Raw genomic sequence first — 24,141 nt, 5'->3', positions numbered from 1 at the left:
TACAAATCAAACTATTCAGACATTAAAACTTATAACAATATGAATATTTTATATTAATTAGTCGGCAATAAATTTCCCATACTCTTCAAACTGATAGCTAAAGTAGAAGTATTATGTAGTAACGCAGAGGTCGTTGGTTGAATAATTCCTGCCACTCCTAGTGCAATCAGCATTGCATTAATACCGACAATCCCCCTGTAATTCCCCTGAATACGGTGCATCATCGCATTAGACAAACGTTTCAGTACTACGATTTCCCGCAGATCCTCAGCAGCAATCGTAATGTCTGCGATCTCTCGCGCAAGTTCTGCTCCATCACTGATTGCAATTCCCGCATCTGCTGCTGAAAGCGCTGGCGAATCATTGATTCCGTCACCGATCATCACTACTTTTCTTCCTGCCGCTTTCTCTCTTTCAATGAATCCTGCCTTATCTTCCGGAAGTACTTCGGAATAATATTCATCCACTCCCACTCGTTTCGCAATAGATGCTGCAGTACGTTCACTGTCTCCCGTCATCATGACGATCTTGGAAACACCTTCTTCTTTCAAAAATCTTACCATCTCCCCGGCTTCTTCCCTGAGAGGATCTTCAATACAGATTACAGCAACTAATTCTCCGTCAATGGCAAGGAACAAATGAGAGTATTCTTCAGGAAGCGTATCAAATCGTTCCTGATATTCCGGACGTATCCGGCACTTTTCATCCTCAAACACAAAATGACTGCTCCCTATTATGGTCTTCTTTCCTTCTATATAGGAGGAAATACCATGGGCTACAATATACTCCACTTTTGAATGCATTTCTTCATGATACAGACTTCTTCTCTTTGCAGCATCCACGACAGCTTTTGCCATGGAATGTGGAAAGTGTTCTTCCAGACAGGCAGCAATCCGCAGAGCTTCCGGTTCAGGATAATCGCCAAACACAATGACTTCTTTTACAGTTGGTTTCGCCTTTGTCAGCGTACCGGTCTTATCAAATACGATGGTATCTGCCTCTGCCACAGCCTCCAGATACTTCCCACCCTTTACGGTAATTCCATTCTGTCCGGCTTCCCGTATTGCAGAAAGGACAGAAATCGGCATAGCCAGCTTCAATGCGCAGGAAAAATCCACCATAAGAACAGAAAGAGCTTTTGTCATATTGCGTGTGACAGCCCAGACAAGCCCTGTCCCCAGAAGCGTATATGGTACCAGACGGTCCGCCAGATGCTCTGCCTTGCTTTCCAGATTGGATTTCAACTTTTCTGAGTCTTCAATCATAGTCACAATCTTTTCAAACCGGGTAGCACCTGATACGGCCCTGACTATGATTTCCAACTCTCCTTCCTCCAAAACGGTTCCTGCATATACGGACTGACCCTCAGTTCTTCGTACCGGAAGAGATTCTCCGGTCAAAGATGCCTGGTTCACCATTCCTTCTCCGCAAGACACCTCTCCATCAAATGGGATTACATTGCCCATGTGTACGATCACTCTGTCACCCGGCAAAATATCGGATGCCGGAACAAGAATTTCCTGCTCCTCTCTTTTCAGCCATACTTTCTTTATGTTTAAAGACATGCTGCGTGCCAGATCTCCTACAGACTTTTTATGTGTCCATTCCTCCAGCAATTCTCCAATTCCCAGCAGAAACATGACAGAACCGGCAGTATTAAAGTCTCCTCGCAGCACGGACACGCCAATCGCTGTAGCATCTAATACCGGCACCTCTATCTTCCGTCTGGCCAGACATCGAATCCCTTTTCCGATATATTGGACCACTTTAAAAGTAAGCCATATTTTTCTCACCGAATTTGGCAAGAGCAATTTCCCTCCATAATGGAGCAATGTTTTTGCTATCAGCTTTTCCCTGTATGCGGAATTTAAAGCACGCCCTGAACTTGATAATACATTATCCGGAACATCTGCTTTCTCAAAATGAAACTTTTTTAATTTATGGATCAGTTCTTCTCTGTCCCCTGTATAATAGATCACAGCATCTGCGGTGCGCTCATATACTTTGACCTTTATAACACTTTTCTGTTTTTCAAGAGCCCAGCAAAGAACATCCGCCTCCGTACATGTCATTCGGTTTCGGATAACGTGGATACGGAGACGGCCCTGTACTTCATGCTTGATAAGAAATCTCATCTTTTACCTATTCGTTTTCTTCCTGTTCAGACGCACCATCCTCCTGAACATCATCTTCCTGCACCTGCATTGCCTCTTCCTGTGCACGCTTTTCATTGATCTGTTGTGCTTCTGCAAGGATATCCTCTGCGTTCTCCTGCACTGTTGTAGCAGTCTTCATAACACAGTCTTTTGCCCGCAGTACAGCCGCAGTGCAGTTTGTATATACTTTTTTTGCGTCCTTACTGGAAAGGAGCTTTACACCCGCAGTCCCAAATACGACTCCTCCTACAAAACATCCGATTTTTTTCAAAGTAGAATCACTAAACATCCTATGTACCTCCTGATTATTTGTGTTTATAGCCTGTATAGAATACCATCAAAAAGCAAAAGACGGACGCCCACGCCCAAAACCTATGTTGTTTCACAACCACATCACTTCCTTTTCTATAAGACTCTGTTTATTTTTTCATAGTAACAACTTTCATTTAAGATAGTCAATTCTAACAGTCCTTATTGATAAATTTTGTCATTTGCAGGCTACTTATATACGATTTCTCTGCTAAGCACCCCGATATTCTCCAATTCCTTTACCAGACGGTAAACGGTTGCCATCCCAATGCTCTGGTCAAGTTTCACCACCCGGGCATAAATTTCCTTGCAGCTGGAACACCTGTCTTCCAGGATAATATCTAAAATCATTTTACGCTGCTTTGTAATTCTGCAGCCATTTTCTTTCAGTTTTATAATAATACTTTCTTTTTCACCGTTCATACCCGCTTTCTCCCATATGAAATACCACGGTCTAGCTTTGAATAGACTCAACTAAAAACCCTGCTTTTTCTACTGCGCAGATCAGGATATCTTCCCCTATTTCACGATCAAGGGATATCTCAGCACAACTTTTATTAAGATCTACTCTGGCGGAGACTCCATCAATCCGATTCAAGCTATCTGTCACACTTTGTACACAATGTTCACAATGCATTCCTGTAATAAACATGGTTTTCTTTGCGATGACCGGACCCGTCAATTTCTTTTTTTTCTTTTTATTTTTGCTGCTGCAATTTCCTCCCGCTGGACATCCAACACATTTCACTCCGCTTCTTTTTGCCTTAATAAGATATGCAGCTGCACTCCCTACTAAGATTACAATAACAAGAACTGCTATCATATTTTCCATAGAGCATTTCACATCCTTTTCTAATAAAAATGGTGGACAAAGTACTTCTTCTCTGTCCACCGTCTGCTATAACTTTTATCCTTTATGATTTTACAGAATGCAGGCTGTATTCTGAAGCAAACTCTTTATCTGACTTACGGATTCTCCAGAGAATAATCAAAGCAAATACAATAACCGCGATAAGTCCCGGAATAAATGCGGTGCCAAAAGATCCTGTTGTGATCAATGTACCAATCTGATATACACCAAAAGCTACGGTATACCCCGTTGCAAGTTGGAGACAGATTCCTCCAAGCAGCCATTTTCCACTCTTCATTTCTGAATTCATCGCTCCAAGAGCTGCAAAACAAGGTGGTGTGTAAAGGTTAAACATCAAATAAGCAAGAGCTGCTACCTTTGTCAGTCCCATAACAGTTGCTACTTCATTCCCACTTCCAACCAACGCCAGTTCATCTGTATCTATTAAGTTTGTGATACCGTAAACTACTGCAAGCGTCCCAACTACGTTTTCTTTTGCGATAAAACCTGTCACTGCCGCTGCTGCAAGCTGCCACACTCCAAATCCAAGCGGTATGAACAAAATCGCAAACGGATGGGCAATGGATGCCAAAATAGATGTCCCTTCTGCACCTTCTTCTACAAGCTGGAACTGCCAGTTAAAGCTCTGCATGATCTGTACCACCGTATTGCATACCAGAATGATCGTTCCTGCTTTTACGATATATGCTTTTCCTCGCTCCAGCATAGAGCCGCATGCCCTTTTCAAGCTTGGAAACTTATATTCCGGAAGTTCAATAATAAAGAAAGATTTTCTGTATTTTTGTCCTGTAATCTTTTTCACAAGTAAAGCTCCAAGCAAAACTAAGAGAATACCCACCAGATACATAGTTGCTGAAACCCACCATGCGTCCGCAAAGAATGCACCTGCAAAAAGAGCAATCACTGGGATTTTAGCTCCACATGGCATAAATGGTGTAAGCATCGCTGTGGTACGACGTTCTCTTTCGTTACGGATTGTACGGCAAGCCATAACGCCCGGAATCGCACATCCTGTACCAATGACCATAGGAATGACAGATTTACCGGAAAGCCCTACTCTCTTAAAAATCGGATCCAGAACTACTGTAGCTCTTGCCATGTATCCACAATCTTCCAATAATGCAATTAAGAAGTACATGACCATAACAAGCGGAAGGAAACCGACAACTGCACCAACGCCACCGATGATACCATCTACAAGGAGTGCATACAGAAGCGGGTTTGCATTTTCCATCAGTCCGCCGACCCATCCCTGGAAAGTCTCGATCCATGCCACCAGCCAGTCTGCGATCCAGGTACCGAGCGTTGTCTGGGATATGTAGAACACAAGGAAGATAACTGCTGCGAAAATCGGTATACCGATAATCTTATGTGTGATGATACCGTCAATCTTATCCTGTACGTTTCTATCCTTTGTAAAAACTTTTCTCTTCTCTACCTGCTTTACAATTCCATTCACAAACTCAAAACGCTTTCTGTCAGCCGCTTCTACTGCCGTTTTATCTTTGAAATCAATATCCCCCTGCACATAAGGTGCTTTCTGACCTTTTCCTCTTAATGCAGCCGCAGCATTTACAGTCTCTTTGAGTCCTTCATGTCCGGAAGAAGTGGAAATCGTCTTGATTACCGGACAGCCCAGCTTTTCAGACAGAATCTTCTCGTCAATTTTTGTCTGTTTCTTATTAACGATATCGCTCTTATTCAGTGCGACAACTACTGGAATCCCAAGTTCCAGAAGCTGTGTGGTAAAAAACAGGCTTCTGCTCAGATTCGTAGCATCCACGATATTGATGATCACATCCGGATTCTCATTCTTGACGTATCCGCTGGTAATGCTTTCTTCCGATGTAAAAGGAGACATAGAATAAGCGCCCGGCAAATCTACCGCAACTAACTCCTCCGTCCCGTCATAATAACCTTTCTTGATCGGACTTTCTTTTCTTTCGACCGTAACGCCTGCCCAGTTCCCGACACGTTCATTCCTGCCGGTAAGTGCATTGTACATGGTCGTCTTTCCACTGTTGGGATTTCCTGCAAAAGCAATCCTCATAATTCTCCTCCTTTTCGACGTCTTTAATTATACGCATCTTATCTTTATTAGTATGCACTAACCTTTGTGCAAAAAAATAGTGGAAACTACTATTTTTTTATTATATTGAAATGGCTTTCGCCAGATCAGTATCAATATTATAACGCCCATCCTTAATGGAAACTACACAGCCACCCTTCAGATGAGAAACCGCTGTAATTGGTTCACCACTGTAACAGCCAAGAGAAAACAGAAAAGAGGTCAGTTCTTCATCATCTGTCAAAATTTCCTTAATGATATATTCTTCCCCTTCTTTGGCTTCTGTTAAATTCATATCCACTCGCTCCTTATAGTCATTTTTACAATTATACTTAAAATTTACTCACAGCTATTCGATGTTTTTTCTCATTTGACGTTGTTAGTATATTCTAATCCCGGTGAGTTGTCAATAATTATTTAATACTTTTTTATTTTTCTTTTATAAATATATCTGGCTGAATACCATGAATCATGATACAATAACTATACAATTTTTATAAAAGAATCCGAATGATATAGGAGGTGACAAGCTATGCACATAAATTCGTCTGGTGAAAACTATCTGGAAACTATTTTAATATTAAGCAAAAAACGTCCTGTTGTTCGTTCTGTGGACATCGCTACAGAATTAGACTTTAAAAAACCCAGCGTAAGTGTGGCTATGAAGAAACTGCGTACAAGCGGACATATAACGGTATCTCCGGAAGGATATATTAATTTAACTGAATCTGGAAAAGAAATAGCTACACAGATTTATGAACGCCATGTTCTTCTTTCTTCCTGGCTAGAACGTCTTGGTGTTGATCCGGATATTGCCGCACAAGATGCATGCAGGATAGAACATGTCATTAGTTCTGAAAGTTTTGAAGCCCTCAAAAAGCATATCAAATAACTCTCTTCTCACTATAAATTGAATGGCATTTTAAAACCGGGAATTTCATACTTTCCCGGTTTCTAAAATCTTTTCATTTTCCATATTTAGTATTGCATTATTGATTTTTATCGTGCTTCTTATATCGAATATGCCCAACAATACCTGCAGCAAAGAAGAGTATTGCGGCTAAAAGTTGCATGCTTACCACAAAATCAACCCCATCTTTTCTGAAACTGTCAAAAAAGTTAGTCAGCCATATTACTGCGCCTACAAACCACAATAAATACCATCGTTTTCTTTTGCTTTTCATAACTTTTTTACCACCACACAAATCCAACCTTTTTTTGTTTTATCTACTTTTACTCCTCTAAAACCGGCATCCTCCAAAGATTTTTCTATTTGCTCAGAATTGTAAATCTTCATCCCCTGTATTATCTTCGTCCACTTTTCATCCTTTGGATTTTCACCGTTTGATTCATTGCAGATCATAAACGTTCCGCCGATTTTCAAAATTTTATATACCTTCTTAAAAGCCTCACTAATATCCGGCCAGAAATATATTGTTTCAAATGCAGTAATTACATCGAAAGTTTCACCTCTGAAAGGGAGTTTCATGACATCCCCCTGCAGGATTTCACAACGCTTACTTTCTATCCCTGCTTTATTGATTTTTTTGCTTTTTTCTACACTGATTTCTGAATGATCAATGCCAACCACTCTGCCATACGGACTTTTTTCTAATAACTTTCTGACATTTGCCCCACCGCCACATCCAATATCCAGACATACATTATCGCTTTGAATTTCCATATGTGTAAATCCCCATTCAGCCATAGATGAATGACCAGTATTCATCATATGAACCATAATTTTGCCGCCGATTCCTTTTGGCTTACAAGTATTTTGAAAAAAAGACATAACCTATACCTCTATCAACTCACCAAAACAATATCTATTCTTAATATATAAAAAAATTTCGCTACATACAGATACTTCCAAGAATCTCCTGTAACGCATTTTTGCTACTTGAATGGCATCTCACTACATCCGCATTGCAGCGTTCCGCCTCCTCCACTGCACACCTGGCCATCTTATGGGAAACCGTATTCGTGAACAGTACAATCAAATCTGGATTCCCAATCTGTTTACTTAAAGTTGCAGACATCTGTGTAAAGACTTTCGCTTTACAATTAAAACTTTTACAAACTTTTTTGTACTGACAGACCATTCTATCATGCCCGCCTATAATAACAACACTCATACCCAACCTCCCATTTTTAATATATTCATAAAACGCTCCGATAGCAGATATCTACAAAATCATCCGTTCTTGATCATCGGTTGCGTTCTAAATCGTATTATGGGAACGCTGCTATTAACTGATTAAAATCTTTTCTCGCAGCATTCCCCAATATTTATTAATCCAGATTTTCACCCAACGCTTTGCAGGATTGAATCCCCTCATCATCGGGCATTTCATTGCAGATCACGCTTTCACAAATCAAGACAGCTCCCGCCTCTTTGCATCTTGTCTCCCAGTCTCTCATCCACTCTCCATCTCCCCAGCCATAAGAGCCAAACAGTGCAATTCTTTTTCCTGAAAGTTTTGATTCACAAGAAGCAAACATCGGTTCAAATTCCTCTTCTTCCAATACTTCTGCTCCCATTGCCGGGCATCCAAAAGCGATCGCATCATAAGAATCCATCATAGAAACATCAAATTCATCCGGAGTTAATAATACAACCTCTGCCCCCTTCTCCTTCGCGCCCTCCAGTACTGCCTTTGCCATGGCTTCTGTATTTCCTGTGCCACTCCAATAAACTACTGCAATTTTACTCATGATTTTTACCTTCCTTTCTGAAGTTTGTGATTATATAGTAATCGTAAGCTGTTCAACAGCCACGCCACTTTTCCATCTCCTGCAATAAATTTCTGTGCATTTTTTATATTTTTTAAACAGAATCCTCGCGGCCTGTTCATCCCCGTACACCTTCCAACACCCAGAACATTTGCTGCAGGCCGCCTTATTCTCAATAAATCCTTTTACATCCTCTGCCGGATACCCTAAGAATAAACCTATTTCATGCGGAAAGTCTGGGTCACTCTGCAGTTTTTGAATCAGTCTGCAGATGCACTGTGATAGATTCGTACAATCATATCCCTTACATTTCAATATGATCTGAGTTTTCTCATCAGAAAAATCTTCTTTTAACTTTTCTGGACGATAGACATAAACCAGCATCCGTTTGTCTGATATGCGAACCGGGATAATCCGGATCCCTTTCTGTGTCAGTTTTTGATTAAATTCACGTATTTCTTTTATAATCATCTTTTGTGAACTATAAGGGCATGAAAAAAGACTTCCCGTTTTCAGTCCTGCTAACGTAGGTGAACAATGGCATACTAACATTTCCTCTGACATTTTCTTTCACTTCTCCTTAAACATCTTTTCTGAAAATGAATCTACTCTACCCAGTAAGTTTTCTTTATCAATAGTTAGTTTTAACTAATTCATGTGAAAAAAATATGCACACCTTGCTTTCATTAAAAACATCAGATGTACGTTTCTATAATTTTATAAACCTATCCCATTATCTAAACATAAGCCGTTTTTTAATTAGCTTTAACTAACTTTAGTTTACTTTATTTTTTCACTGTTGTCAATCCATAAATAGATGTGATTAATAAATAATATTTACTAACCTGATTATACACCCGTTTTTTCGTTGTAACTATTCCTGTTTATATTTGAAAGTTCATTGTAACTCAATTCTCACTCAATCCCGGCTCAATGCCATTCCCCCTTCTTTTCAATAAACTAATCCTGTGCGAAACATCCGCACAAAAGATTATCGGAAAGGAGGATTTTTATGAAAACACAAAGAGGAAGTCCTGTTACAGATGAAAAATACTGCAATAGATAAGTGTTCGTCATCTGAGGGGAGGTGAGTGCATGACAACCTTTCTTACTGCAAACAGTACTCTACCGCCATATATGGCATTTCCCAGTTTTCTTCTGGACTGTGATTTCTCCGAAACCACAAAACTGCTCTATATGGTGCTTTTAAACCGGGCAAGATTATCACAAAAAAATGACGGCTGGATTGATAAAAAAGGTCATGTGTTCTCCTATTTCACCATTGAAGATATGGCAGCAACACTTCGCAAAAGCCAGACAACCATCAAAACATCTCTGAGTGCTTTGGAACAAGTAGACCTTATCTGTCGTGCTCGTCAGGGAACCGGGAATCCCAACCGGATTTATGTAAAAGTCCCGGCTGATTTTTCAACACAGACAGAAGAAAAACTGTCTGTTAGACAGTCAGAAAACCGTCCCTTTGACAGACAGAATTCTGTCCGCCAGACAGTCAGAAAACTGTCCCCTAATAATAAAGAGAAGAAAAATAATGATTCAGTAAAACGCCATTATGAATGTAAGGAGGATGAAAGCCTATGATAAAACCACAAAACCTACTGCCGAACCTTTCTCCCCGGCAGCCTTTAGAAGATGAATATATCAGCGAAACGGACGGTCTGATCTACTGTTCCAAGTGCCACACCCCACGGCAGAAAAAGATAGAATTTTTAGGAAAAATCATGTTTCCGATCATCCGCTGCCAATGCCAGCAGGAACAATATGAAAAAGAAGAAGCAAAACGAAAACACCAGGAATTTCTAGAACACATCTCCCGGCTGAAATCCAGCGGTCTGCAAGACCCGGCTTTAAGAGAATTCACTTTTGCTCACGATAACGGTATCAACCCGGAAATTGAAAAGGCAAAAAATTATGTTACTCACTGGGAGGAAATAAAATCCAAGGCCATGGGGCTGCTGCTCTGGGGTGATGTCGGCACTGGGAAATCCTTTTTTGCAGGCTGTGTTGCAAACGCTCTGCTAGATAAAGGGGTTCCCGTACTCATGACGAACTTCGCCAAAATCTTAAATTCTCTGACCGGAATATATCCGCAGGATCGGAATGAATTTATCAATAGTTTAAATCAGTACAGCCTGCTGATCATTGATGATTTGGGTGTGGAACGAAATTCCGAATTTGCTTTAGAACAGGTCTTCCATGTAATCGACAGCCGTTACCGCAGTATGAAACCTATGATCATTACAACAAATCTGACGTTGGAAGAATTAAAACATCCGGAAGATTTAGCACACAGCAGGATCTATGACCGGATTCTGGAGCGTTGTGTCCCACTAAAGATCAACAACCAGAATATCCGGGAACTGAACGCTGTAGCTAATATGTCAGAAGCCCGAAAACTACTTGCTTAAAAATCTGACCGGAAACGGTCATAGAAGAAAGGAGGCCAATATGACAGATAAAAAAACACAAACAGAAATCAGAAAAGAATTATTACAGGCAAGACACAGAGCAGAGGAAGCACAGGCACGGAACCGTGTGAAAGAGCGAAATGCCCGGACACGCAGGCTGATTCAGGAGGGTGCCGTTTTGGAGAGCATCTTCCCGGAATTCCAGACAATGGAGCCGTCGCAGATCAGACAGGAATTGTTAAACCGTTTCAAAAGAATCTGACACTAGTTGACACCAGCAATTTCTCATCCCGAAGGGCGCACTTACTCACCACCTGATAAATCAGGCAGTGGTATCCCCTTCGGGGCTCGTGCGCTCTGCCGAGGGCTTTATCCGCTGTTGCAGGCAACATCGAAAGGAGGTGCCAGATATGGCAATTTATCATATGCAAGCCAAAGTCGTCAGCCGCGGTTCCGGTCGGTCTGCTGTTGCTGCTTCTGCTTATATGAGCTGTAGCCGCATGTACAATGATTATGACGGCATCCAGCATGACTATACCAGAAAGCAGGGGCTGATCTATCAGGAGGTGATGCTTCCTCCAATGGCTCCATTGGAATGGAATGACCGGGAACAACTCTGGAATGCTGTGGAAGAAAACGAAAAGACCAAAGACAGCCGACTTGCAAGAGAATTTGTTGTCGCACTCCCCGTTGAGTTGGATAAAGACAGCAATATTTCTCTTCTTCAAGATTTTATTAAAAAAAATTTTGTAGATATGGGGATGTGTGCTGATTTTGCCATTCACGATACAGATGGTCACAATCCCCATGCACACATTCTTCTTACTGTCCGACCATTAAATGAAAATGGAACATGGCAGTATAAAACAGAAAAAGAATATCTCTGTATCAAAGATGGGGAAGAAAAAGGGTTTACTGCTTCTGAATTTAAAACTGCTCAGAAACAGGGATGGGAAAAGCAATATCGCTATAAAGTTGGGAAAAAGAAAGAATATCTGACTTCTTCTGTTGCACAGGAAAAAGGATATGAACGAATTGATAAACACCCCAAGAGCAGCCGATATGGCAGACAGAATCCTATTTCCCAACAATGGAACAGTGATGAACAACTTTGTATCTGGCGGGCAAACTGGGCAGATGCCGTAAATAAAATGCTTGCACGTAATCAGATAAATGCTACCATTGATCACCGCAGCTTTGCAGATCAGGGAATCACCGAACAGCCAACCATCCATGAAGGCTACATTGCCCAGAATATGGAAAAGAAAGGCATGATAGCAGACCGCTGTGAAATCAACCGTCAGATTCGTGCGGATAACAAAATGCTCCGAGAATTAAAAGCAAAGGTAGCAAAACTGGCTGAAGCTGTAGAAAAGTCTATTCCAATAATAGCTGAAACGTTAGAAGCGATCCGCAATCATATGATTTTTATACAGTATCATTTACTTCATAATGAGATGCAAAAAGAAGTGATCCATGACTGGATGAATCATTTCAATCCAATACTGAATAAATACAACACAGTTAAAAAGGAACTCAAAGCTAAAGTTACGGAACGGAAAGAACTGAATGTGCAAAAGGATAAAACCAGTATTTTGAATCCCATCCGGCATATAAAATTAAATCAGCAGCTTACCACTATTACCGAAGAAATCGAAGAACTGAAATCAAGGAAAGAGCAGCTAATCTTCCAGGCAGAATGCTCTACCAATAAAGATATGACGAATCTATCCAAGAAATATGACCAGATGAATAAAAATCTGGATATCCTGTATTCTCAGGACACCTCGCTCAAAAAGCAGCTTGAAAAAGACGCCGCCGCTTTCCGGGAAGAAAAATTTCGTCCTGAACCAGAACAGTATACAGAATTGCTGGACACCCGAATCCAGATACGTCCTGATTTTCGGGATAAGCTGATCGAACAGCTCAAAGGTACTTTTGGTAAGTATTATGACTATCACCGCCGTGATATTGCAGCCAATGAGGTAGATTATCTCAATGTGGAAGATCCTGATGTTTTTTCCCATCGTGCCTGGGAACTTGAATATCAGAGGAAACAGGAAATACGGCGAAATCAGCCTGCTCGAACTAAGAAAAGGTCGTATGATATGGAATTATAATTTGGTTCTTCTTTGCCCATTATAAACACAAGAGCTGAACAAATAGGATTTTTCGTCCTACCTGTTCAGCCCTTTGTTTACCTGTAAATCAATTCTTTCAACACAATCTCTTCTGCAGCATTCCGGACATTATTTACCGCTCTAACCCATTCCATCTGGTCACGAGCTTTCAATTCTTCCGTAATGCCCTGCTTCTCCATCATCTGACTCACCAGAATATCCATTTTCTCCTGTGTTTCATCGTCCACCGCATTCAGATGTTCTGTCAATCTGTCTTCCAACATATACAGTGAATACATTGCCGGACGATGCTCTTTCAGATATGTTTTCCGCAACATTCCGTATTTCCCATAATGCGGTTCTTCATCTGTACTGACAAGATTCGGATAGTAAATTCCGTCTGCGCCAAGTGTGTAGGTTCCACCCATTTTTTCAAATGTGCTTTTCATGTGTTATTCCTCCTTGAAATCAGCGATGTCCTTAGATCATCGCATAATATTTCAGGGCAGCCTTGATAGCATCTTCTTTCTCTTTCGGGCATTGTGGAACTCTTGCATTTTCTGATTTTGGAAGATTATAGTTTTCTCCCACTTCAATTCCACATTTGCGTTTTACCTGAGAAATATATAAACTTGAAACCTTCAAGCCAAATTCTTTCAGCACATAATCTTTGATTTCCTGATAGGTTGCTTTCAACTCGGCACTGGTGGCATCCAGCTCGTCCAGGTCTAAGTCGATCTCTATCGTGTCATCTGGTTTTTGTTGGGACAAAAGAACAACCGTCTCAACATGCACCGTCCCAGGAAAGAGATCCACGCATCCTATCCGTTCCACCCGGTAGCCTCTTCCTTGCAGCATCTCCAGATCCCTCGTCAGGCTGGTAGGCTTGCATGCAATATACACCATCCGTTCCACGCCAAAGTTCGTTATCTTCTCAAGCGCCTTGGGATGTACGCCGTCTCTTGGCGGGTCAAGAATGATCAGATCCGGCACTTCGCCCAGTTCGTCGATGACTTTCAGGACATCGCCTGACCAAAAGGTACAGTTATCCAGGCCATTGAGCGCCGCATTTTCCCTTGCAGCCTCCACAGCCTCCTCGACGATCTCCACGCCTACCACCTTCTTTGCCACAGGAGCCACAATCTGGGCAATAGTACCTGTCCCGCTGTACAGATCAAAGAGAACCTTGTCTTTGGTCTCTCCGATATACTCCCTGGTCTTCTCATATAGAACCTCCGCCCCAAGGGAATTGGTCTGGAAGAAGGAAAATGGCGTGATCTTGAATTTCAGTCCCAGCAATTCCTCATAGAAAAAGTCCTGCCCGTACAGAATCTCGGTCCCATCATCCTTTACCACGTCCGCCAGGCTATCGTTCTTCGTATGCAGTATGCCGGCAATCTTTCCATCCAGTTCAAGCGCAAGCAACTGGCTGACCCACTGCTTTCCTCCTGCTCCTTCAATGAAGTCATGTTCTGTCGTTGTCACGATATCAATCAGAATCTCCCCGGTCTTTACGGCCTTTCTGACCAGCAGATGACGGAAATATCCCACATGGCGCATGCGGTGATAATAAGGAAGTCCGGTCTCCCTGGCAAAATCCAGGGTACATGCCAGTATTTTCCGATAGTCTTCATCCACGATTCGGCAGTCCGTTACATTCACAATATCATGGAAACTGCCTCTTTTATGCATTCCCAGAGCCAGCGGGCCATCCTTATACTCGTCGCCGAACGAGAATTCCATCTTGTTGCGGTAGGCCTCCTTCACAGGGCTCGGCATGATCCCTTCCCAGCAGTAAGCCCCATCTACTGCCTTATCCATCATGGCCTTCACCTGTGCTTCTTTCATCTTAAGCTGCTCTTCATAGGGAAGATTCTGGTAAGTACACCCTCCGCATTGTCCAAAATGAGGACAAGAGGAAGCAATCTCCAAAGACGAAGGCTCCAGCACTTCCAGCAGCCTTCCTTCTGCCTTTCCATTTCTTATCTTATTGACGGAAAAACGGACCTTCTGACCCGGAATTCCATTTTTTACAATTACATATCTGTCTTCTTCAGGTAGGAATACCTTTCCCTTATTTGGAAAGTCTACTGATTCAATGATTCCTTCGTATACCTGCCCTTTTTTCATGTCGTAATTCTCCTCTATGCTTACTTGATATATTTTGCCTTCAATATGGTGCCAACCTGTTCCACCTTAATATGTTCTATACTCTTAACATACTGATTCAGCTGGGCATATCCATAATCGCTGATCTTAAAATCCTTATATTTTTCATACACTTTATTGCCGAGGGTGCTGAGTTCTATGCCGTCTTTTCCAGCCCTCTTTACGATATAAACCACATATCCGTCAATGTCTTCTTTCATACCCCAGTCTTCCCGCAAGGCTACGGACACGATATTTCCATGCTTGACCAACTGGATTCTGGTGAATTCCTCCAGGAACTTTGACAGCATATTATAGCCGTAGCTACGAACGTCAAAGTCCGGATACAGGCTGACCAGGCGGCTTCCCACCTCGCCCAGGCCGGTAGCCTTATTGCTGTCCTGGTTCTCAATGATCATCTTGATGATCGCGTCTTCAATCTCAATCTTCTCCCTGCCAAGCGTATCCTGGGTATCCTCAGTCTTCGGGCTTCCCGGCTCCTGCTCATTTAGCAGGTTCTCGAGAATCGTGAATTTATCACATGCCTTTCTGAATGGCTCCGGCGTCTTATTCTCGCCCATGCCGATCACCATCTTTCCGCTCTCTCTGATACGGCTTACCAGCCGGGTAAAGTCGCTGTCGCTGGATACGATGCAGAATCCATCCACATCATTCGTATACAAAATATCCATGGCATCTATAATCATAGCGGAATCTGTCGCATTTTTTCCTTGTGTATAGCTGAATTGCTGGATTGGCGTTATGGAATTGGTCAGCAGTTCGTCTTTCCAGCTGGAATTCTGCGTGCTCGTCCAGTCTCCATATATCCTTTTGTATGTGATAACCCCATATTTAGACAACTCCGTCAATATAGGCTTGATATACTTGGCAGATACGTTGTCCGCATCTATCAATAGTGCATAACACTGCTCGTCCATCTTCTTCTCCTTCCAAGATAAAAGCAGGCAAGAGGCCCTTCTATACACCAGTTAGGCTTCCAACCTGCTTCCTCTATTGCGTTCTCAGACTATTCCGTTAACCCTTATACCTGATCATCATCATTGAAAAAATCATCGTCGAAATCATCTTCAAAGTCTTCTTCAAAATCTTCCAGATAATCCGGTGTAAAGAAACAATATACGGCGTAAGCAATCGCTGCAATTCCAGCAACTGCTCCTACGATTGCCAAAATCCAAAGAACAGTCTTGCAATGGCTGTCTTCTTCCTTTTTATTCACCAGCTCGCTTAATTTTGTTGCTGCAATGATATCCTCTACTTTACTCATGCTCCCACATCCTTTCTGCTATCATAGCAAGTTCAAATATTGTATTTATTATAACACTATCATTTTGAGATTACTATATATTTATACCAAAATCAACATTTTTTATCCGACACATACTTTCTCAAAATCCTATTGACATTTCATTCTGTAACTGCTATTATTACAGTATAACTGTAACATTTCCACTAACAGAAAGGACGTGTATGAATGAAAAAAACAACGAAAAGGCTGCTTTTCCCTATTTTCATGGCGACAATCATCTTCACTGCGGCCTGCAGTGCGAAAACCGACACCGACAATAAAAAAGCGCCTGCAAGTGGCGCCACAAAAAGCGACACGCAGCAGAAGACCCAGGAAAAGGACTCCGATAACATAAAATTGAAGACCTTGAGCGGATATGAAATGGATTCCAAGAGCCTTTTCACGCAATCAGAACTAACCGTTATAAATGTGTGGAATTCTTCCTGCACCTCCTGCGAAAAAGAAATGGGGATACTGGAGTCGCTGAGCCAGGAATATGCCGGTAGGGGCGTCCAGATATTAGGACTGATTCAGGGCGTCACCGACGTAAAGGATGCAGATTCCCTTGCCGTCGTAAACAGCGCAGGCATCAACTATACCCAATTGCTGGATTCTGAGGAATTCAGCCAGTTATACTTAAAGGATCTGGGCCCTCTTCCATCCACCATTTTTATTGACCGTAAGGGAAATGTCCTGGGCCAGATGGAAAGCGGCAGCCAGGATGCCCTTCAATGGAAATCCGAGATAGAGAACTATCACCAGAAAGTCTGTGTTGGAGATCATCCGGCAGACTCTTCCTTTGGCTGAGGCCCCAGATAGCAGCAGGATGCTGTTACAATGTTATATAGATATGCGCTATTAAAGAAAAGGCGATGCCGTCTCCTCCAGAGCGGCACCGCCTTCATCTTTTCTATCTATACTTTCTGTAATCTTGCAAATGTCGCAAACATCTTCTTCGTCCCCGGCCCGTCGAAATCAACCGTCACTTCATAGTCTCTTCCGCCTTCCACGATCGCCGTTACCGTTCCTTCCCCGAACTTCATATGCCGCACCCGGTCGCCTACGCCATACCCGGGCCCGTCTCCGGCTGGAGTGCCAAACTGCCTGGCTGGCTTAGGCGCTGCAAATGCCTTCGTCCGAAATGCCTGCCTGGCCTGCATATACGCTGCCTGCTTGGCAGGTTCTTCTTTTTCCTTTTCAAAGACTGCCCCTGTGGACAATAGTTCCATGGGTATTTCTTTTAGGAAACGGGACATCTTGTTATACTGCGTCTCCCCCCGGATCATCCGCCGCCTTGCGCAGGTCAGCGTCAGCGCCTTCTCTGCCCTGGTAATTCCCACATAGCAGAGCCTTCGCTCCTCTTCCACTTCTTCCGGGTCATCTGCCGTAATGGTCATATAACTTGGAAATATTCCGTCTTCCAGCCCTGCCAGATATACATGCGGGAACTCCAGCCCTTTTGCGCTGTGCAGAGTCATCAGCACCACATAGTCGCTGTTCTCATCCAGGCTGTCGATATCCGCCACCAAGGCAACTTCCTCCAGAAATCCACTCAAAGTGGGCGGTTCATTCATTTCCTCGCAGGCATCCTCATAGGCCACGATCTTGCTCATCAACTCGTCGATGTTCTCGATCCTTGCCTCCGCTTCTTCACTGTCTTCAGCCTCCAGGCTTTCTACATAGCCGGTCTCTTCAATTATTTCTTTCATCAGTCCGGAAATGCTCATCTCCTGCGCATCCGTCTTGAAATGCTCAATCAGCGCCACGAAGGACTCCAGTTTTGACGCCCCTCTGCCAATGTTGGGAATCAGATCCACAGCCCGCAGAGCCTCATAGAATCCCACCTCATGCCGGACGGCGTATTCCTGCACCCGGTTGATGCTGGTAAGACCGATTCCCCTCTTGGGTACATTGATAATCCGGCGCACTGCCAGGTCATCCTGGCCGTTATCTACCGTCTTCAGATAGGACAGCAAGTCTTTGATCTCTCTTCTTGCGTAGAAGTTGACGCCGCCCACGATCTTGTAAGGAATATTGGCAGTCACGAACTTTTCTTCAAAGATACGGGACTGCGCATTTGTCCTATATAAGATGGCATTGTCATTGTATGTACATTCGCCCCGGTCCACATGTTCCCGGATATCTCCCACAATATATTCCGCTTCGTCGTATGCGGTATCGAACTGGCGGAATTCCAACTTCTCGCCGTCCCCGTTGTCCGTCCACAAGGTCTTATCCTTACGACCGCGGTTATTGCGGATGACTGCATTGGCAGCATTCAGGATGTTGCTGGTAGAGCGATAGTTCTGCTCCAGCTTGATCACTTTGGCATCCTCGAACACATGCTCAAAATTCAGGATATTCTTGATATTGGCTCCCCGGAACTTATAGATAGACTGGTCATCATCACCTACTACGCACAGGTTTCGGTACTTGGAAGCCAGCAGCCGGATCAGTTCGAACTGGACCGTATTCGTATCCTGATACTCATCCACCATGATATAACGGAAGCGTTCCTGGTAATACTCCAGCACATCTGCCTGCGTCTGGAAAAGTTGCACCGTCTTAACAAGAAGGTCATCAAAATCCAGGGCATTATTGGCCCTCAACTGCTTCTCATATTCCTCATACACCTCCGCGATCTTCTTCTGGCTGAAATCGCCCTCTGCACGGATCCGGAATTCTTCCGGCGTGATCAGTTCATCCTTGGCATGAGAGATGGTGCCAAGCAAAGCCCTTTCCTTAAAAATCTTCGTATCAATCTGAAGCAGCTTGCATACGTCTTTCATCAGCGTCTTCTGGTCATCGCTGTCATAGATGGTAAAGTTATTATCATAGCCCAACAGATCGATGTGTCTTCGAAGGATCCGCACGCAAGTGGAATGGAACGTGCTGACCCAGATGCTCTCCGCCCCGAATCCTACCAGTTTGTCCACACGCTCCCTCATCTCTCCTGCCGCCTTATTGGTAAAGGTTATGGCCAGTATATTCCAGGGATTTACTCCCTGCTCTTCTATCAGATATGCGATCCTGTGGGTCAGCACCCTGGTCTTTCCCGAGCCTGCCCCGGCAAGTATCAGAAGCGGGCCTTCTGTATGAAGCACCGCCTCTTTCTGCTGTTCATTCAATGTATCGTATATACTCAATCTTCCTGTTTCCTTTCTTCCTTCCTCTGTTTCATATACTCATGCTCTTTCTGTATCTCATCATGAAGCGCAAGAGATGTCCATTCCTGGTTGGTCTCAGTCACCATGGCTTTCAGGCCTACCTGTACCTTCTCCTTCTTCATCAGGAATAACGCCTTGTCTAGCATGTCCTCTGTCGCGGCATGCATAACCAGCATCTCTTCCGGAAATCCTTCTCCTTCATACTGCGCAGCCTCCTGATCCTGGCTGCTTGCCCCCGCCAGCACGCCAATGGGAACCTCATATTCTTCTTTCTCCACATGGCGTATCTTATATCCAAGGAATCCGAAGATCATGGCAATCTGCTTTCCCTTTTTCGTGCCTTTCAAATTATAACATAATACGGTAGATTTCATCTATGTTTTCACCTCCGCCAAAAAGTCTGTTTCTATTATAAGTTTTTTGGAGAAGAAGTGCAAGGCAGATATTTGATGGCAAATTCTGTCGCTCATTTTTTATAAAATTTAGCACTCACCTCTTGACAGTGCTAATTATATTTGTTATATTACATATAGAACAATTAAAACAAACAACATTCAGATAGAAAAGGAGAGATGACTTATGTTGATGCCTAGTATTTTTGGAGATAGTTTATTTGAAGACTTTATGGATTTTCCATTCCGCAGACATGCATCCAGCAATGTAATGAAGACAGATGTAAAGGATGCTGGCGACCATTACGAGTTGGACATTGATATGCCGGGATTTGACAAGAAGGATATCAAGGCGGAACTCAAAGATGGCTATATGACCATCAGCGCAACGACAGATAAGAATAATGATGAAAAAGATAAAGACGGCAAGTATATCCGCCGCGAACGCTACTATGGCTCTTGCAGCCGGAGTTTCTATGTTGGCGAGAATGTAGAGGAAAGCGACATCAAAGCTAGATTTGAAAATGGAATCTTGAAACTTTCCGTGCCAAAGAGTGAAGATAAGAAGGCAATCGAAAATAACAAGTATATTGCGATTGAAGGATAATCCCCCTCACGAAAAGGGCCGACAGCAAAGCATGCTGCCGGTCCTTTTTTCAATCATCCACTTTACTCATCTATATAGTCCAAAATCTCTGGCAGAGAATGGATAATCCTGGCCTCCCCCGCCTCTTCTTTCCCGGTCCGATCAAGAAGTATGGGCGTAATCCCGGCGGCAAGCGCCCCCTTTACATCGGACGCGGCCGAATCTCCTATGTGAATCACTTCTTTGGCGGTCACTCCAGCGATCTCCAGCGCCTTCTCAAACAATTCTTTATGCGGCTTGTATGCCCTTGCCATGTCTCCGCTGATGATTCCCGCAGGATTCAGTCCTTTTTCCGCCATGCTTTCTTCAATATACTTCACGCCATTATTGCTGATAATATAGACAGGCAGCGGACATCTTGCGAAGAATTCTGCCGTGTCGTCAAATGCCGGGGCATGAACCCAGAAGCGACGGCACAGTTCATGCAGCTGATTCTTGTCATCCTCCAGATGAATCTCCTCCCTGCAGTCTTCCAGAATCTGGTCTACAATCTCATCCTCTGTAATAAACCGCTCTCCAAAACTTTCCTCCTCATATCGTTTGACCTTGTTCCACCAATAAGCCACCATTGCCTTGGGGCTTTCGATATTGCTGTTCTGATAAGCCCGCATGATCAGCTGCTGGATATCCGGCCCGTCTTCCTTTATTATCGTGCCTGTATAGTCTACAAATACTGCTTTTAACATCTCTAAGTATTCCCTTCTTGAACTTACTAAGGTAAAAACAATTCATTTTCCTTATGGCCGCTGCAGGCTTTCTTCATCTTTTGGGACGCGGCAAGCAGCATTACCTTTCCAAGCGTCCTCGCCCCATAAGGACAGACCGCCACGCAGCGCATGCAGGAGATGCACTTCTTTTCATCTACCGTTGACGGCGCATCCTTCGGGATTGCCCCTACCGGGCATTCCGCCGCGCATTTGCCGCAACTGGTGCACTTGCTCCCTGCTTTTGGCTTAAAAGGCACCCCATTATATTCCCTGTAAGGCACAGTTCCAGGCACTCTCAATTCCACATCCCCAGGCTGAGCCATGGAGTCCTGAATCTTGCGGGCGTACTCCCTTAATTCCTTTTCATCCTGCGGATCCGGCCGTCCGCTTGCGAACTGTCTCATAATAGAGTGCTCTGTAACTGCGGCAATGGCCGCCTTTACCCGGTACCCGCATTCACAGAGTTCATTCTTAAGTTCCAATAATGTATCGTCATAAGCGCGGTTTCCATATGCCACCACCATGACTGCCGAAGCATTGCCAGCCTTCATCCTCCGAATCCGGGCAAGCGCAGCTTCCGGAACCCTTCCTCCATAGGATGGAACGCCAAACAGGCAGATGTCTTCTTGCTTAAACTGATAGTTCTCATAATCATCTTCTAATACGGACAGATCAATCTGCGCATCCGCTTTCCACACATCCGCAACAATGTCCATTACTTTTGCCGTGCCCCCTGTAGGGCTGAAATATATTGAATATACGCTCATACCTTCATTTCCTCCTGACTTTTCTTATGACATAGTTCCATCATAGGCTCTACCTGCTCCCAGAATCTTGACAATTCCTTCAAACTGCTGCTTGCCGGATTGAGATTTATCCATTATAGCCTATGAAAATCGGAATATCAACATTGGTCTCTAAAATCAAGCCTAATAAAAATGTTCTGGCAAAAACTGTCTTAGAAGCAAAAACCCCTTGTCATCTAGTTTTTAATACTATATAATATCTATATTGAGGTGATTAACATGACGATTGATACAAAAGATATGCTGAACAGCATTCTATCCAGCATCTCGCGAATTGATTACGTGAGACCGGGGAATATCCCGAATATAGATCTATACATGGATCAGGTAACTACCTTTATGGAGGAACAGCTTCAGTCTACCAAAAGGCATAAAGACGATAAGATTCTGACTAAGACGATGATCAACAATTACGCAAAAAATAATCTCCTGCCGCCTCCGGTAAAGAAGAAGTATTCCAAAGAGCATGTCCTGGTCATGATTTTCATATACTATTTTAAAAATATCCTTTCGATCAAGGATATCGAGGCGCTTTTGGCACCCATCACAGAGAAATATTTCGATAATCACGAGGACTTCAATATTACTTCTATCTACGAAGAGATCTGCAAACTGGAAAAATCCCGGATTGAGAACCTGCAAAAGGACGTTGCAAAGTCCTACAATGCTGCGCTTAGCAGTTTTGCCGATGTCCCTGGCACAGAACAGGATTATCTGCAATTCTTTGCATTCATCTGCAGCCTGAGTTTCGACGTATACGTAAAGAAACTGCTGATTGAAAAATTAATCGATGATCTTCCTGAGCCAATTCAGGATAAAAAGAAGAAATAAGGCCTGCCAGCCTTATTTCTTTTTTATTCTTCCTCTTTTGTCTTGATTCTTTCGAATACCATGTCATATCCGTCATTCCCGTAGTTTAACGAACGATTTACACGGCTTATGGTCGCTGTTGATGCACCTGTCTTCTCTGCAATCTCCAGGTATGTCTTATGTTCTCTGAGCATCTTTGCCACTTCGAATCTCTGGGATAATGACAGCAATTCATTAATCGTACAGATATCCTCAAAAAAAGTATAGCATTCTTCTTTATCTTTCAGACTTAATATAGCACTAAACAGATAATCTACTGCCTCAGTCCTAATCTTTTTACTCATAGCATTATCTCCTTTGTAACAGATTTCATTACTGTTACATTTTAACACACTAAATTCGTAAAGTCTATACCTTTTTATTCCGTTTTAAAGAAGCCTTCAATTTTTCCAGGCTGGAATTAGCCACTAATTCTTCTGGAAAATCCGCTTTCTTTACCAATTCTGCGGCATACTGGTAATTAGCAATATCCACATCCACATGAGAATCGCTTCCAAGCACGATCATGGCGCCCTCTTCTTTGCATGCTTTTAACATCTTCAGGCAGTTCTCCTGGGTATTCACCCTGAAGCCAGTAGGACGGAGCGAGGAATTGTTGACCTCCAGCAATGTATGGGTCCGTTTGGCGGCCTTCGCCAGTTCCTTGTAGTCTGCCGGGAATCTTCCATCATCCGGATGTCCGATAATATCTACATATTCATTTTCCATCACCTTCAAATATGCCTGCGTGATCTTCTCCGTGGTCTTCTCTCCCTCATAACAGGGTGTATGCATGCTGGCAATGGCGATATCCATTTCCTTCAATAGAGTCTGCGGCAGGTCTACCTCTCCTTGCTCGTTCATAATATTCAACTCCGTGCCCAGCAGCAGTTCAATACCGTACATGGTTCTTGGAACTACTCTAAGGTTCTGAAAGTAAAAGATATGACATGTTCCGGGCATCTTTGGAGAATGTTCGGTGATGGCCAGTCCTTTAAGGCCTTTTTCGGCAGCCATGGCCGCCATCTCCCTGAGGGTATTATATGCATGGCCGCTGGCCAGCGTATGGGTATGCGTGTCAATTTCAATGTTCATAGCAGGACCTTCTTTCTTCAATCTAAACACTCATGGAAATATTATACAGTATACCCTTCTCTTTTTCTACACAATCTAATCTTAATCTTTTTATATTTTTGCAAAGAACCGGAGGTAATATACTTATGAAAGATGAGAAAAACCAGAAAATTATTGATGATTATGACTACTTGTCCAATGCGGCTTCCATGCAGGACTGTACCGGACTGATCCCTTCGGAGCCCATCTCCATTGAGGAACTTGAGTCCTATGAGGATCTGTACCATTTCCTTCCTCCCAATGCCAAGGTAGCCAATATCAAGCCAGAAGAACAATCCAAATAATCCCGGCATATATTAATCA

At 43.2% G+C, this 24,141-nt stretch carries 30 protein-coding genes; 9 read left to right on the top strand and 21 right to left on the bottom strand.

Features of this window, described 5'->3' with window-relative positions:
* Positions 1-53 precede the first annotated feature (53 nt).
* The 6 genes from K0036_RS07490 to K0036_RS07465 form a co-directional block, all read right to left on the bottom strand.
* Positions 54-2,135, bottom strand: a complete 2,082-nt coding sequence (locus tag K0036_RS07490; RefSeq protein WP_008689705.1) for a heavy metal translocating P-type ATPase — start codon at positions 2,133-2,135, stop codon at positions 54-56.
* A 7-nt stretch (positions 2,136-2,142) separates the two neighbouring features.
* Positions 2,143-2,445, bottom strand: a complete 303-nt coding sequence (locus K0036_RS07485; protein WP_008689707.1) for a DUF6110 family protein — start codon at positions 2,443-2,445, stop codon at positions 2,143-2,145.
* A 209-nt stretch (positions 2,446-2,654) separates the two neighbouring features.
* Complete coding sequence (locus K0036_RS07480) at positions 2,655-2,888, bottom strand: transcriptional repressor (protein WP_008689709.1); 234 nt, start codon at positions 2,886-2,888, stop codon at positions 2,655-2,657.
* Between the two features lie 31 nt (positions 2,889-2,919).
* On the bottom strand, positions 2,920-3,297 hold the full coding sequence (locus tag K0036_RS07475) for a heavy-metal-associated domain-containing protein (protein ID WP_008689711.1): 378 nt from the start codon (positions 3,295-3,297) through the stop codon (positions 2,920-2,922).
* An 82-nt stretch (positions 3,298-3,379) separates the two neighbouring features.
* Positions 3,380-5,386 carry a ferrous iron transporter B gene (gene feoB / locus K0036_RS07470; protein WP_008689712.1) on the bottom strand — a complete coding sequence of 669 codons (2,007 nt, stop codon included), beginning with the start codon at positions 5,384-5,386 and terminating at the stop codon, positions 3,380-3,382.
* 100 nt (positions 5,387-5,486) lie between these two features.
* The gene (locus K0036_RS07465; RefSeq protein ID WP_220431060.1) at positions 5,487-5,699 is read right to left on the bottom strand and encodes a FeoA family protein; all 213 of its coding nucleotides are present in this window, start codon (positions 5,697-5,699) and stop codon (positions 5,487-5,489) included.
* A gap of 237 nt (positions 5,700-5,936) precedes the next feature.
* Here K0036_RS07465 and K0036_RS07460 point away from each other — a divergent pair, with 237 nt between their 5' ends.
* On the top strand, positions 5,937-6,296 hold the full coding sequence (locus K0036_RS07460) for a metal-dependent transcriptional regulator (protein WP_008689715.1): 360 nt from the start codon (positions 5,937-5,939) through the stop codon (positions 6,294-6,296).
* A 97-nt stretch (positions 6,297-6,393) separates the two neighbouring features.
* On the opposite strand, the gene K0036_RS07455 is transcribed toward K0036_RS07460, so the two are convergent.
* The 5 genes from K0036_RS07455 to K0036_RS07435 form a co-directional block, all read right to left on the bottom strand.
* The gene (locus K0036_RS07455) at positions 6,394-6,588 is read right to left on the bottom strand and encodes a hypothetical protein (RefSeq protein WP_008978798.1); all 195 of its coding nucleotides are present in this window, start codon (positions 6,586-6,588) and stop codon (positions 6,394-6,396) included.
* Positions 6,585-7,196, bottom strand: a complete 612-nt coding sequence (locus K0036_RS07450) for a class I SAM-dependent methyltransferase (RefSeq protein WP_008689717.1) — start codon at positions 7,194-7,196, stop codon at positions 6,585-6,587. Before K0036_RS07450 ends, K0036_RS07455 begins: the two co-directional genes overlap by 4 nt.
* A 61-nt stretch (positions 7,197-7,257) precedes the next feature.
* Positions 7,258-7,539 carry a DUF2325 domain-containing protein gene (locus K0036_RS07445; RefSeq protein WP_008689718.1) on the bottom strand — a complete coding sequence of 94 codons (282 nt, stop codon included), beginning with the start codon at positions 7,537-7,539 and terminating at the stop codon, positions 7,258-7,260.
* 157 nt (positions 7,540-7,696) lie between these two features.
* Positions 7,697-8,119 carry a flavodoxin gene (locus K0036_RS07440; protein ID WP_008689719.1) on the bottom strand — a complete coding sequence of 141 codons (423 nt, stop codon included), beginning with the start codon at positions 8,117-8,119 and terminating at the stop codon, positions 7,697-7,699.
* Between the two features lie 30 nt (positions 8,120-8,149).
* Positions 8,150-8,701: a DUF3793 family protein gene (locus K0036_RS07435; RefSeq protein WP_008689720.1), complete on the bottom strand. Its 552-nt coding sequence runs from the start codon at positions 8,699-8,701 to the stop codon at positions 8,150-8,152.
* 531 nt (positions 8,702-9,232) lie between these two features.
* Between K0036_RS07435 and K0036_RS07430 the strand changes: the two genes are divergently transcribed.
* The 4 genes from K0036_RS07430 (at position 9,233) to mobQ (ending at position 12,683) form a co-directional block, all read left to right on the top strand.
* A complete protein-coding gene (locus K0036_RS07430) occupies positions 9,233-9,736 on the top strand; it encodes a replication initiator protein A (protein ID WP_008689721.1) in 504 nt (167 codons plus the stop codon).
* A complete protein-coding gene (locus K0036_RS07425; RefSeq protein ID WP_008689722.1) occupies positions 9,733-10,563 on the top strand; it encodes an ATP-binding protein in 831 nt (276 codons plus the stop codon). The genes K0036_RS07430 and K0036_RS07425 overlap by 4 nt, the downstream gene beginning before the upstream one ends.
* 40 nt (positions 10,564-10,603) lie before the next feature.
* The gene (locus tag K0036_RS07420) at positions 10,604-10,825 is read left to right on the top strand and encodes a hypothetical protein (protein ID WP_008689723.1); all 222 of its coding nucleotides are present in this window, start codon (positions 10,604-10,606) and stop codon (positions 10,823-10,825) included.
* 148 nt (positions 10,826-10,973) lie between these two features.
* Positions 10,974-12,683 (top strand): MobQ family relaxase, encoded by a 1,710-nt coding sequence (gene mobQ / locus K0036_RS07415; RefSeq protein ID WP_009243499.1) that lies wholly within the window; start codon positions 10,974-10,976, stop codon positions 12,681-12,683.
* Between the two features lie 77 nt (positions 12,684-12,760).
* Here the strand turns inward: mobQ and K0036_RS07410 are convergent, their stop codons facing one another.
* The 4 genes from K0036_RS07410 to K0036_RS07395 form a co-directional block, all read right to left on the bottom strand.
* Positions 12,761-13,132, bottom strand: a complete 372-nt coding sequence (locus tag K0036_RS07410; protein ID WP_008689726.1) for a TnpV protein — start codon at positions 13,130-13,132, stop codon at positions 12,761-12,763.
* Between the two features lie 31 nt (positions 13,133-13,163).
* Positions 13,164-14,813: a 23S rRNA (uracil(1939)-C(5))-methyltransferase RlmD gene (gene rlmD, locus K0036_RS07405; RefSeq protein WP_220431059.1), complete on the bottom strand. Its 1,650-nt coding sequence runs from the start codon at positions 14,811-14,813 to the stop codon at positions 13,164-13,166.
* Positions 14,814-14,833: 20 nt separating this feature from the next.
* The gene (locus K0036_RS07400; protein WP_025644016.1) at positions 14,834-15,769 is read right to left on the bottom strand and encodes an NYN domain-containing protein; all 936 of its coding nucleotides are present in this window, start codon (positions 15,767-15,769) and stop codon (positions 14,834-14,836) included.
* A gap of 104 nt (positions 15,770-15,873) precedes the next feature.
* Positions 15,874-16,116 carry a hypothetical protein gene (locus K0036_RS07395; RefSeq protein WP_004607694.1) on the bottom strand — a complete coding sequence of 81 codons (243 nt, stop codon included), beginning with the start codon at positions 16,114-16,116 and terminating at the stop codon, positions 15,874-15,876.
* Between the two features lie 207 nt (positions 16,117-16,323).
* Between K0036_RS07395 and K0036_RS07390 the strand changes: the two genes are divergently transcribed.
* On the top strand, positions 16,324-16,944 hold the full coding sequence (locus K0036_RS07390) for a TlpA family protein disulfide reductase (protein ID WP_220431058.1): 621 nt from the start codon (positions 16,324-16,326) through the stop codon (positions 16,942-16,944).
* 107 nt (positions 16,945-17,051) lie between these two features.
* Here K0036_RS07390 and pcrA read toward each other — a convergent pair whose 3' ends face one another.
* On the bottom strand, positions 17,052-19,283 hold the full coding sequence (gene pcrA, locus K0036_RS07385; RefSeq protein ID WP_025644021.1) for a DNA helicase PcrA: 2,232 nt from the start codon (positions 19,281-19,283) through the stop codon (positions 17,052-17,054).
* Positions 19,280-19,678, bottom strand: coding sequence for a DUF3783 domain-containing protein (locus K0036_RS07380; protein ID WP_025644023.1), 399 nt, complete (start codon positions 19,676-19,678; stop codon positions 19,280-19,282). Before K0036_RS07380 ends, pcrA begins: the two co-directional genes overlap by 4 nt.
* 205 nt (positions 19,679-19,883) lie before the next feature.
* On the opposite strand from K0036_RS07380, the gene K0036_RS07375 reads away from it, so the two are divergent.
* Positions 19,884-20,303 carry an Hsp20/alpha crystallin family protein gene (locus K0036_RS07375; protein ID WP_173693080.1) on the top strand — a complete coding sequence of 140 codons (420 nt, stop codon included), beginning with the start codon at positions 19,884-19,886 and terminating at the stop codon, positions 20,301-20,303.
* A gap of 62 nt (positions 20,304-20,365) precedes the next feature.
* Here K0036_RS07375 and K0036_RS07370 read toward each other — a convergent pair whose 3' ends face one another.
* Together K0036_RS07370 and K0036_RS07365 are read right to left on the bottom strand one after the other, a co-directional pair.
* Positions 20,366-21,028: an HAD family hydrolase gene (locus K0036_RS07370; protein WP_220431057.1), complete on the bottom strand. Its 663-nt coding sequence runs from the start codon at positions 21,026-21,028 to the stop codon at positions 20,366-20,368.
* A 26-nt stretch (positions 21,029-21,054) separates the two neighbouring features.
* On the bottom strand, positions 21,055-21,816 hold the full coding sequence (locus K0036_RS07365) for a 4Fe-4S binding protein (RefSeq protein WP_220431056.1): 762 nt from the start codon (positions 21,814-21,816) through the stop codon (positions 21,055-21,057).
* 258 nt (positions 21,817-22,074) lie between these two features.
* Here K0036_RS07365 and K0036_RS07360 point away from each other — a divergent pair, with 258 nt between their 5' ends.
* The gene (locus K0036_RS07360) at positions 22,075-22,686 is read left to right on the top strand and encodes a DUF1836 domain-containing protein (protein ID WP_025644032.1); all 612 of its coding nucleotides are present in this window, start codon (positions 22,075-22,077) and stop codon (positions 22,684-22,686) included.
* A gap of 23 nt (positions 22,687-22,709) precedes the next feature.
* On the opposite strand, the gene K0036_RS07355 is transcribed toward K0036_RS07360, so the two are convergent.
* On the bottom strand, positions 22,710-23,009 hold the full coding sequence (locus K0036_RS07355; RefSeq protein WP_004607703.1) for a YerC/YecD family TrpR-related protein: 300 nt from the start codon (positions 23,007-23,009) through the stop codon (positions 22,710-22,712).
* 64 nt (positions 23,010-23,073) lie between these two features.
* Positions 23,074-23,799, bottom strand: coding sequence for a phosphatase (locus K0036_RS07350; protein WP_025644034.1), 726 nt, complete (start codon positions 23,797-23,799; stop codon positions 23,074-23,076).
* A 125-nt stretch (positions 23,800-23,924) separates the two neighbouring features.
* Between K0036_RS07350 and K0036_RS07345 the strand changes: the two genes are divergently transcribed.
* A complete protein-coding gene (locus tag K0036_RS07345) occupies positions 23,925-24,122 on the top strand; it encodes a hypothetical protein (protein ID WP_044955506.1) in 198 nt (65 codons plus the stop codon).
* Positions 24,123-24,141 lie beyond the last annotated feature (19 nt).

It is taken from the genome of [Clostridium] scindens (assembly GCF_019597925.1).
GTDB lineage: Bacteria > Bacillota > Clostridia > Lachnospirales > Lachnospiraceae > Clostridium_AP.
This window is presented reverse-complemented; position numbering and strand designations above follow the sequence as displayed.

Excerpts from the sequence above, each read along its gene's own strand:
- K0036_RS07410 (WP_008689726.1), bottom strand. The coding sequence starts at position 13,132 with ATGAAAAGCACATTTGAAAAAATGGGTGGAACCTACACACTTGGCGCA.
- K0036_RS07480 (WP_008689709.1), bottom strand. The coding sequence starts at position 2,888 with ATGAACGGTGAAAAAGAAAGTATTATTATAAAACTGAAAGAAAATGGC.
- rlmD (WP_220431059.1), bottom strand. The coding sequence starts at position 14,813 with ATGAAAAAAGGGCAGGTATACGAAGGAATCATTGAATCAGTAGACTTT.
- K0036_RS07380 (WP_025644023.1), bottom strand. The coding sequence starts at position 19,678 with ATGAAATCTACCGTATTATGTTATAATTTGAAAGGCACGAAAAAGGGA.
- K0036_RS07460 (WP_008689715.1), top strand. The coding sequence starts at position 5,937 with ATGCACATAAATTCGTCTGGTGAAAACTATCTGGAAACTATTTTAATA.
- K0036_RS07355 (WP_004607703.1), bottom strand. The coding sequence starts at position 23,009 with ATGAGTAAAAAGATTAGGACTGAGGCAGTAGATTATCTGTTTAGTGCT.
- K0036_RS07490 (WP_008689705.1), bottom strand. The coding sequence starts at position 2,135 with ATGAGATTTCTTATCAAGCATGAAGTACAGGGCCGTCTCCGTATCCAC.
- K0036_RS07400 (WP_025644016.1), bottom strand. The coding sequence starts at position 15,769 with ATGGACGAGCAGTGTTATGCACTATTGATAGATGCGGACAACGTATCT.
- K0036_RS07370 (WP_220431057.1), bottom strand. The coding sequence starts at position 21,028 with ATGTTAAAAGCAGTATTTGTAGACTATACAGGCACGATAATAAAGGAA.
- K0036_RS07345 (WP_044955506.1), top strand. The coding sequence starts at position 23,925 with ATGAAAGATGAGAAAAACCAGAAAATTATTGATGATTATGACTACTTG.
- K0036_RS07360 (WP_025644032.1), top strand. The coding sequence starts at position 22,075 with ATGACGATTGATACAAAAGATATGCTGAACAGCATTCTATCCAGCATC.
- K0036_RS07440 (WP_008689719.1), bottom strand. The coding sequence starts at position 8,119 with ATGAGTAAAATTGCAGTAGTTTATTGGAGTGGCACAGGAAATACAGAA.
- K0036_RS07390 (WP_220431058.1), top strand. The coding sequence starts at position 16,324 with ATGAAAAAAACAACGAAAAGGCTGCTTTTCCCTATTTTCATGGCGACA.
- K0036_RS07430 (WP_008689721.1), top strand. The coding sequence starts at position 9,233 with ATGACAACCTTTCTTACTGCAAACAGTACTCTACCGCCATATATGGCA.
- K0036_RS07425 (WP_008689722.1), top strand. The coding sequence starts at position 9,733 with ATGATAAAACCACAAAACCTACTGCCGAACCTTTCTCCCCGGCAGCCT.
- K0036_RS07450 (WP_008689717.1), bottom strand. The coding sequence starts at position 7,196 with ATGTCTTTTTTTCAAAATACTTGTAAGCCAAAAGGAATCGGCGGCAAA.
- K0036_RS07420 (WP_008689723.1), top strand. The coding sequence starts at position 10,604 with ATGACAGATAAAAAAACACAAACAGAAATCAGAAAAGAATTATTACAG.
- K0036_RS07435 (WP_008689720.1), bottom strand. The coding sequence starts at position 8,701 with ATGTCAGAGGAAATGTTAGTATGCCATTGTTCACCTACGTTAGCAGGA.
- K0036_RS07395 (WP_004607694.1), bottom strand. The coding sequence starts at position 16,116 with ATGAGTAAAGTAGAGGATATCATTGCAGCAACAAAATTAAGCGAGCTG.
- feoB (WP_008689712.1), bottom strand. The coding sequence starts at position 5,386 with ATGAGGATTGCTTTTGCAGGAAATCCCAACAGTGGAAAGACGACCATG.
- K0036_RS07365 (WP_220431056.1), bottom strand. The coding sequence starts at position 21,816 with ATGAGCGTATATTCAATATATTTCAGCCCTACAGGGGGCACGGCAAAA.
- K0036_RS07350 (WP_025644034.1), bottom strand. The coding sequence starts at position 23,799 with ATGAACATTGAAATTGACACGCATACCCATACGCTGGCCAGCGGCCAT.
- K0036_RS07465 (WP_220431060.1), bottom strand. The coding sequence starts at position 5,699 with ATGAATTTAACAGAAGCCAAAGAAGGGGAAGAATATATCATTAAGGAA.
- K0036_RS07445 (WP_008689718.1), bottom strand. The coding sequence starts at position 7,539 with ATGAGTGTTGTTATTATAGGCGGGCATGATAGAATGGTCTGTCAGTAC.
- K0036_RS07485 (WP_008689707.1), bottom strand. The coding sequence starts at position 2,445 with ATGTTTAGTGATTCTACTTTGAAAAAAATCGGATGTTTTGTAGGAGGA.
- K0036_RS07375 (WP_173693080.1), top strand. The coding sequence starts at position 19,884 with ATGTTGATGCCTAGTATTTTTGGAGATAGTTTATTTGAAGACTTTATG.
- K0036_RS07455 (WP_008978798.1), bottom strand. The coding sequence starts at position 6,588 with ATGAAAAGCAAAAGAAAACGATGGTATTTATTGTGGTTTGTAGGCGCA.
- mobQ (WP_009243499.1), top strand. The coding sequence starts at position 10,974 with ATGGCAATTTATCATATGCAAGCCAAAGTCGTCAGCCGCGGTTCCGGT.
- K0036_RS07475 (WP_008689711.1), bottom strand. The coding sequence starts at position 3,297 with ATGGAAAATATGATAGCAGTTCTTGTTATTGTAATCTTAGTAGGGAGT.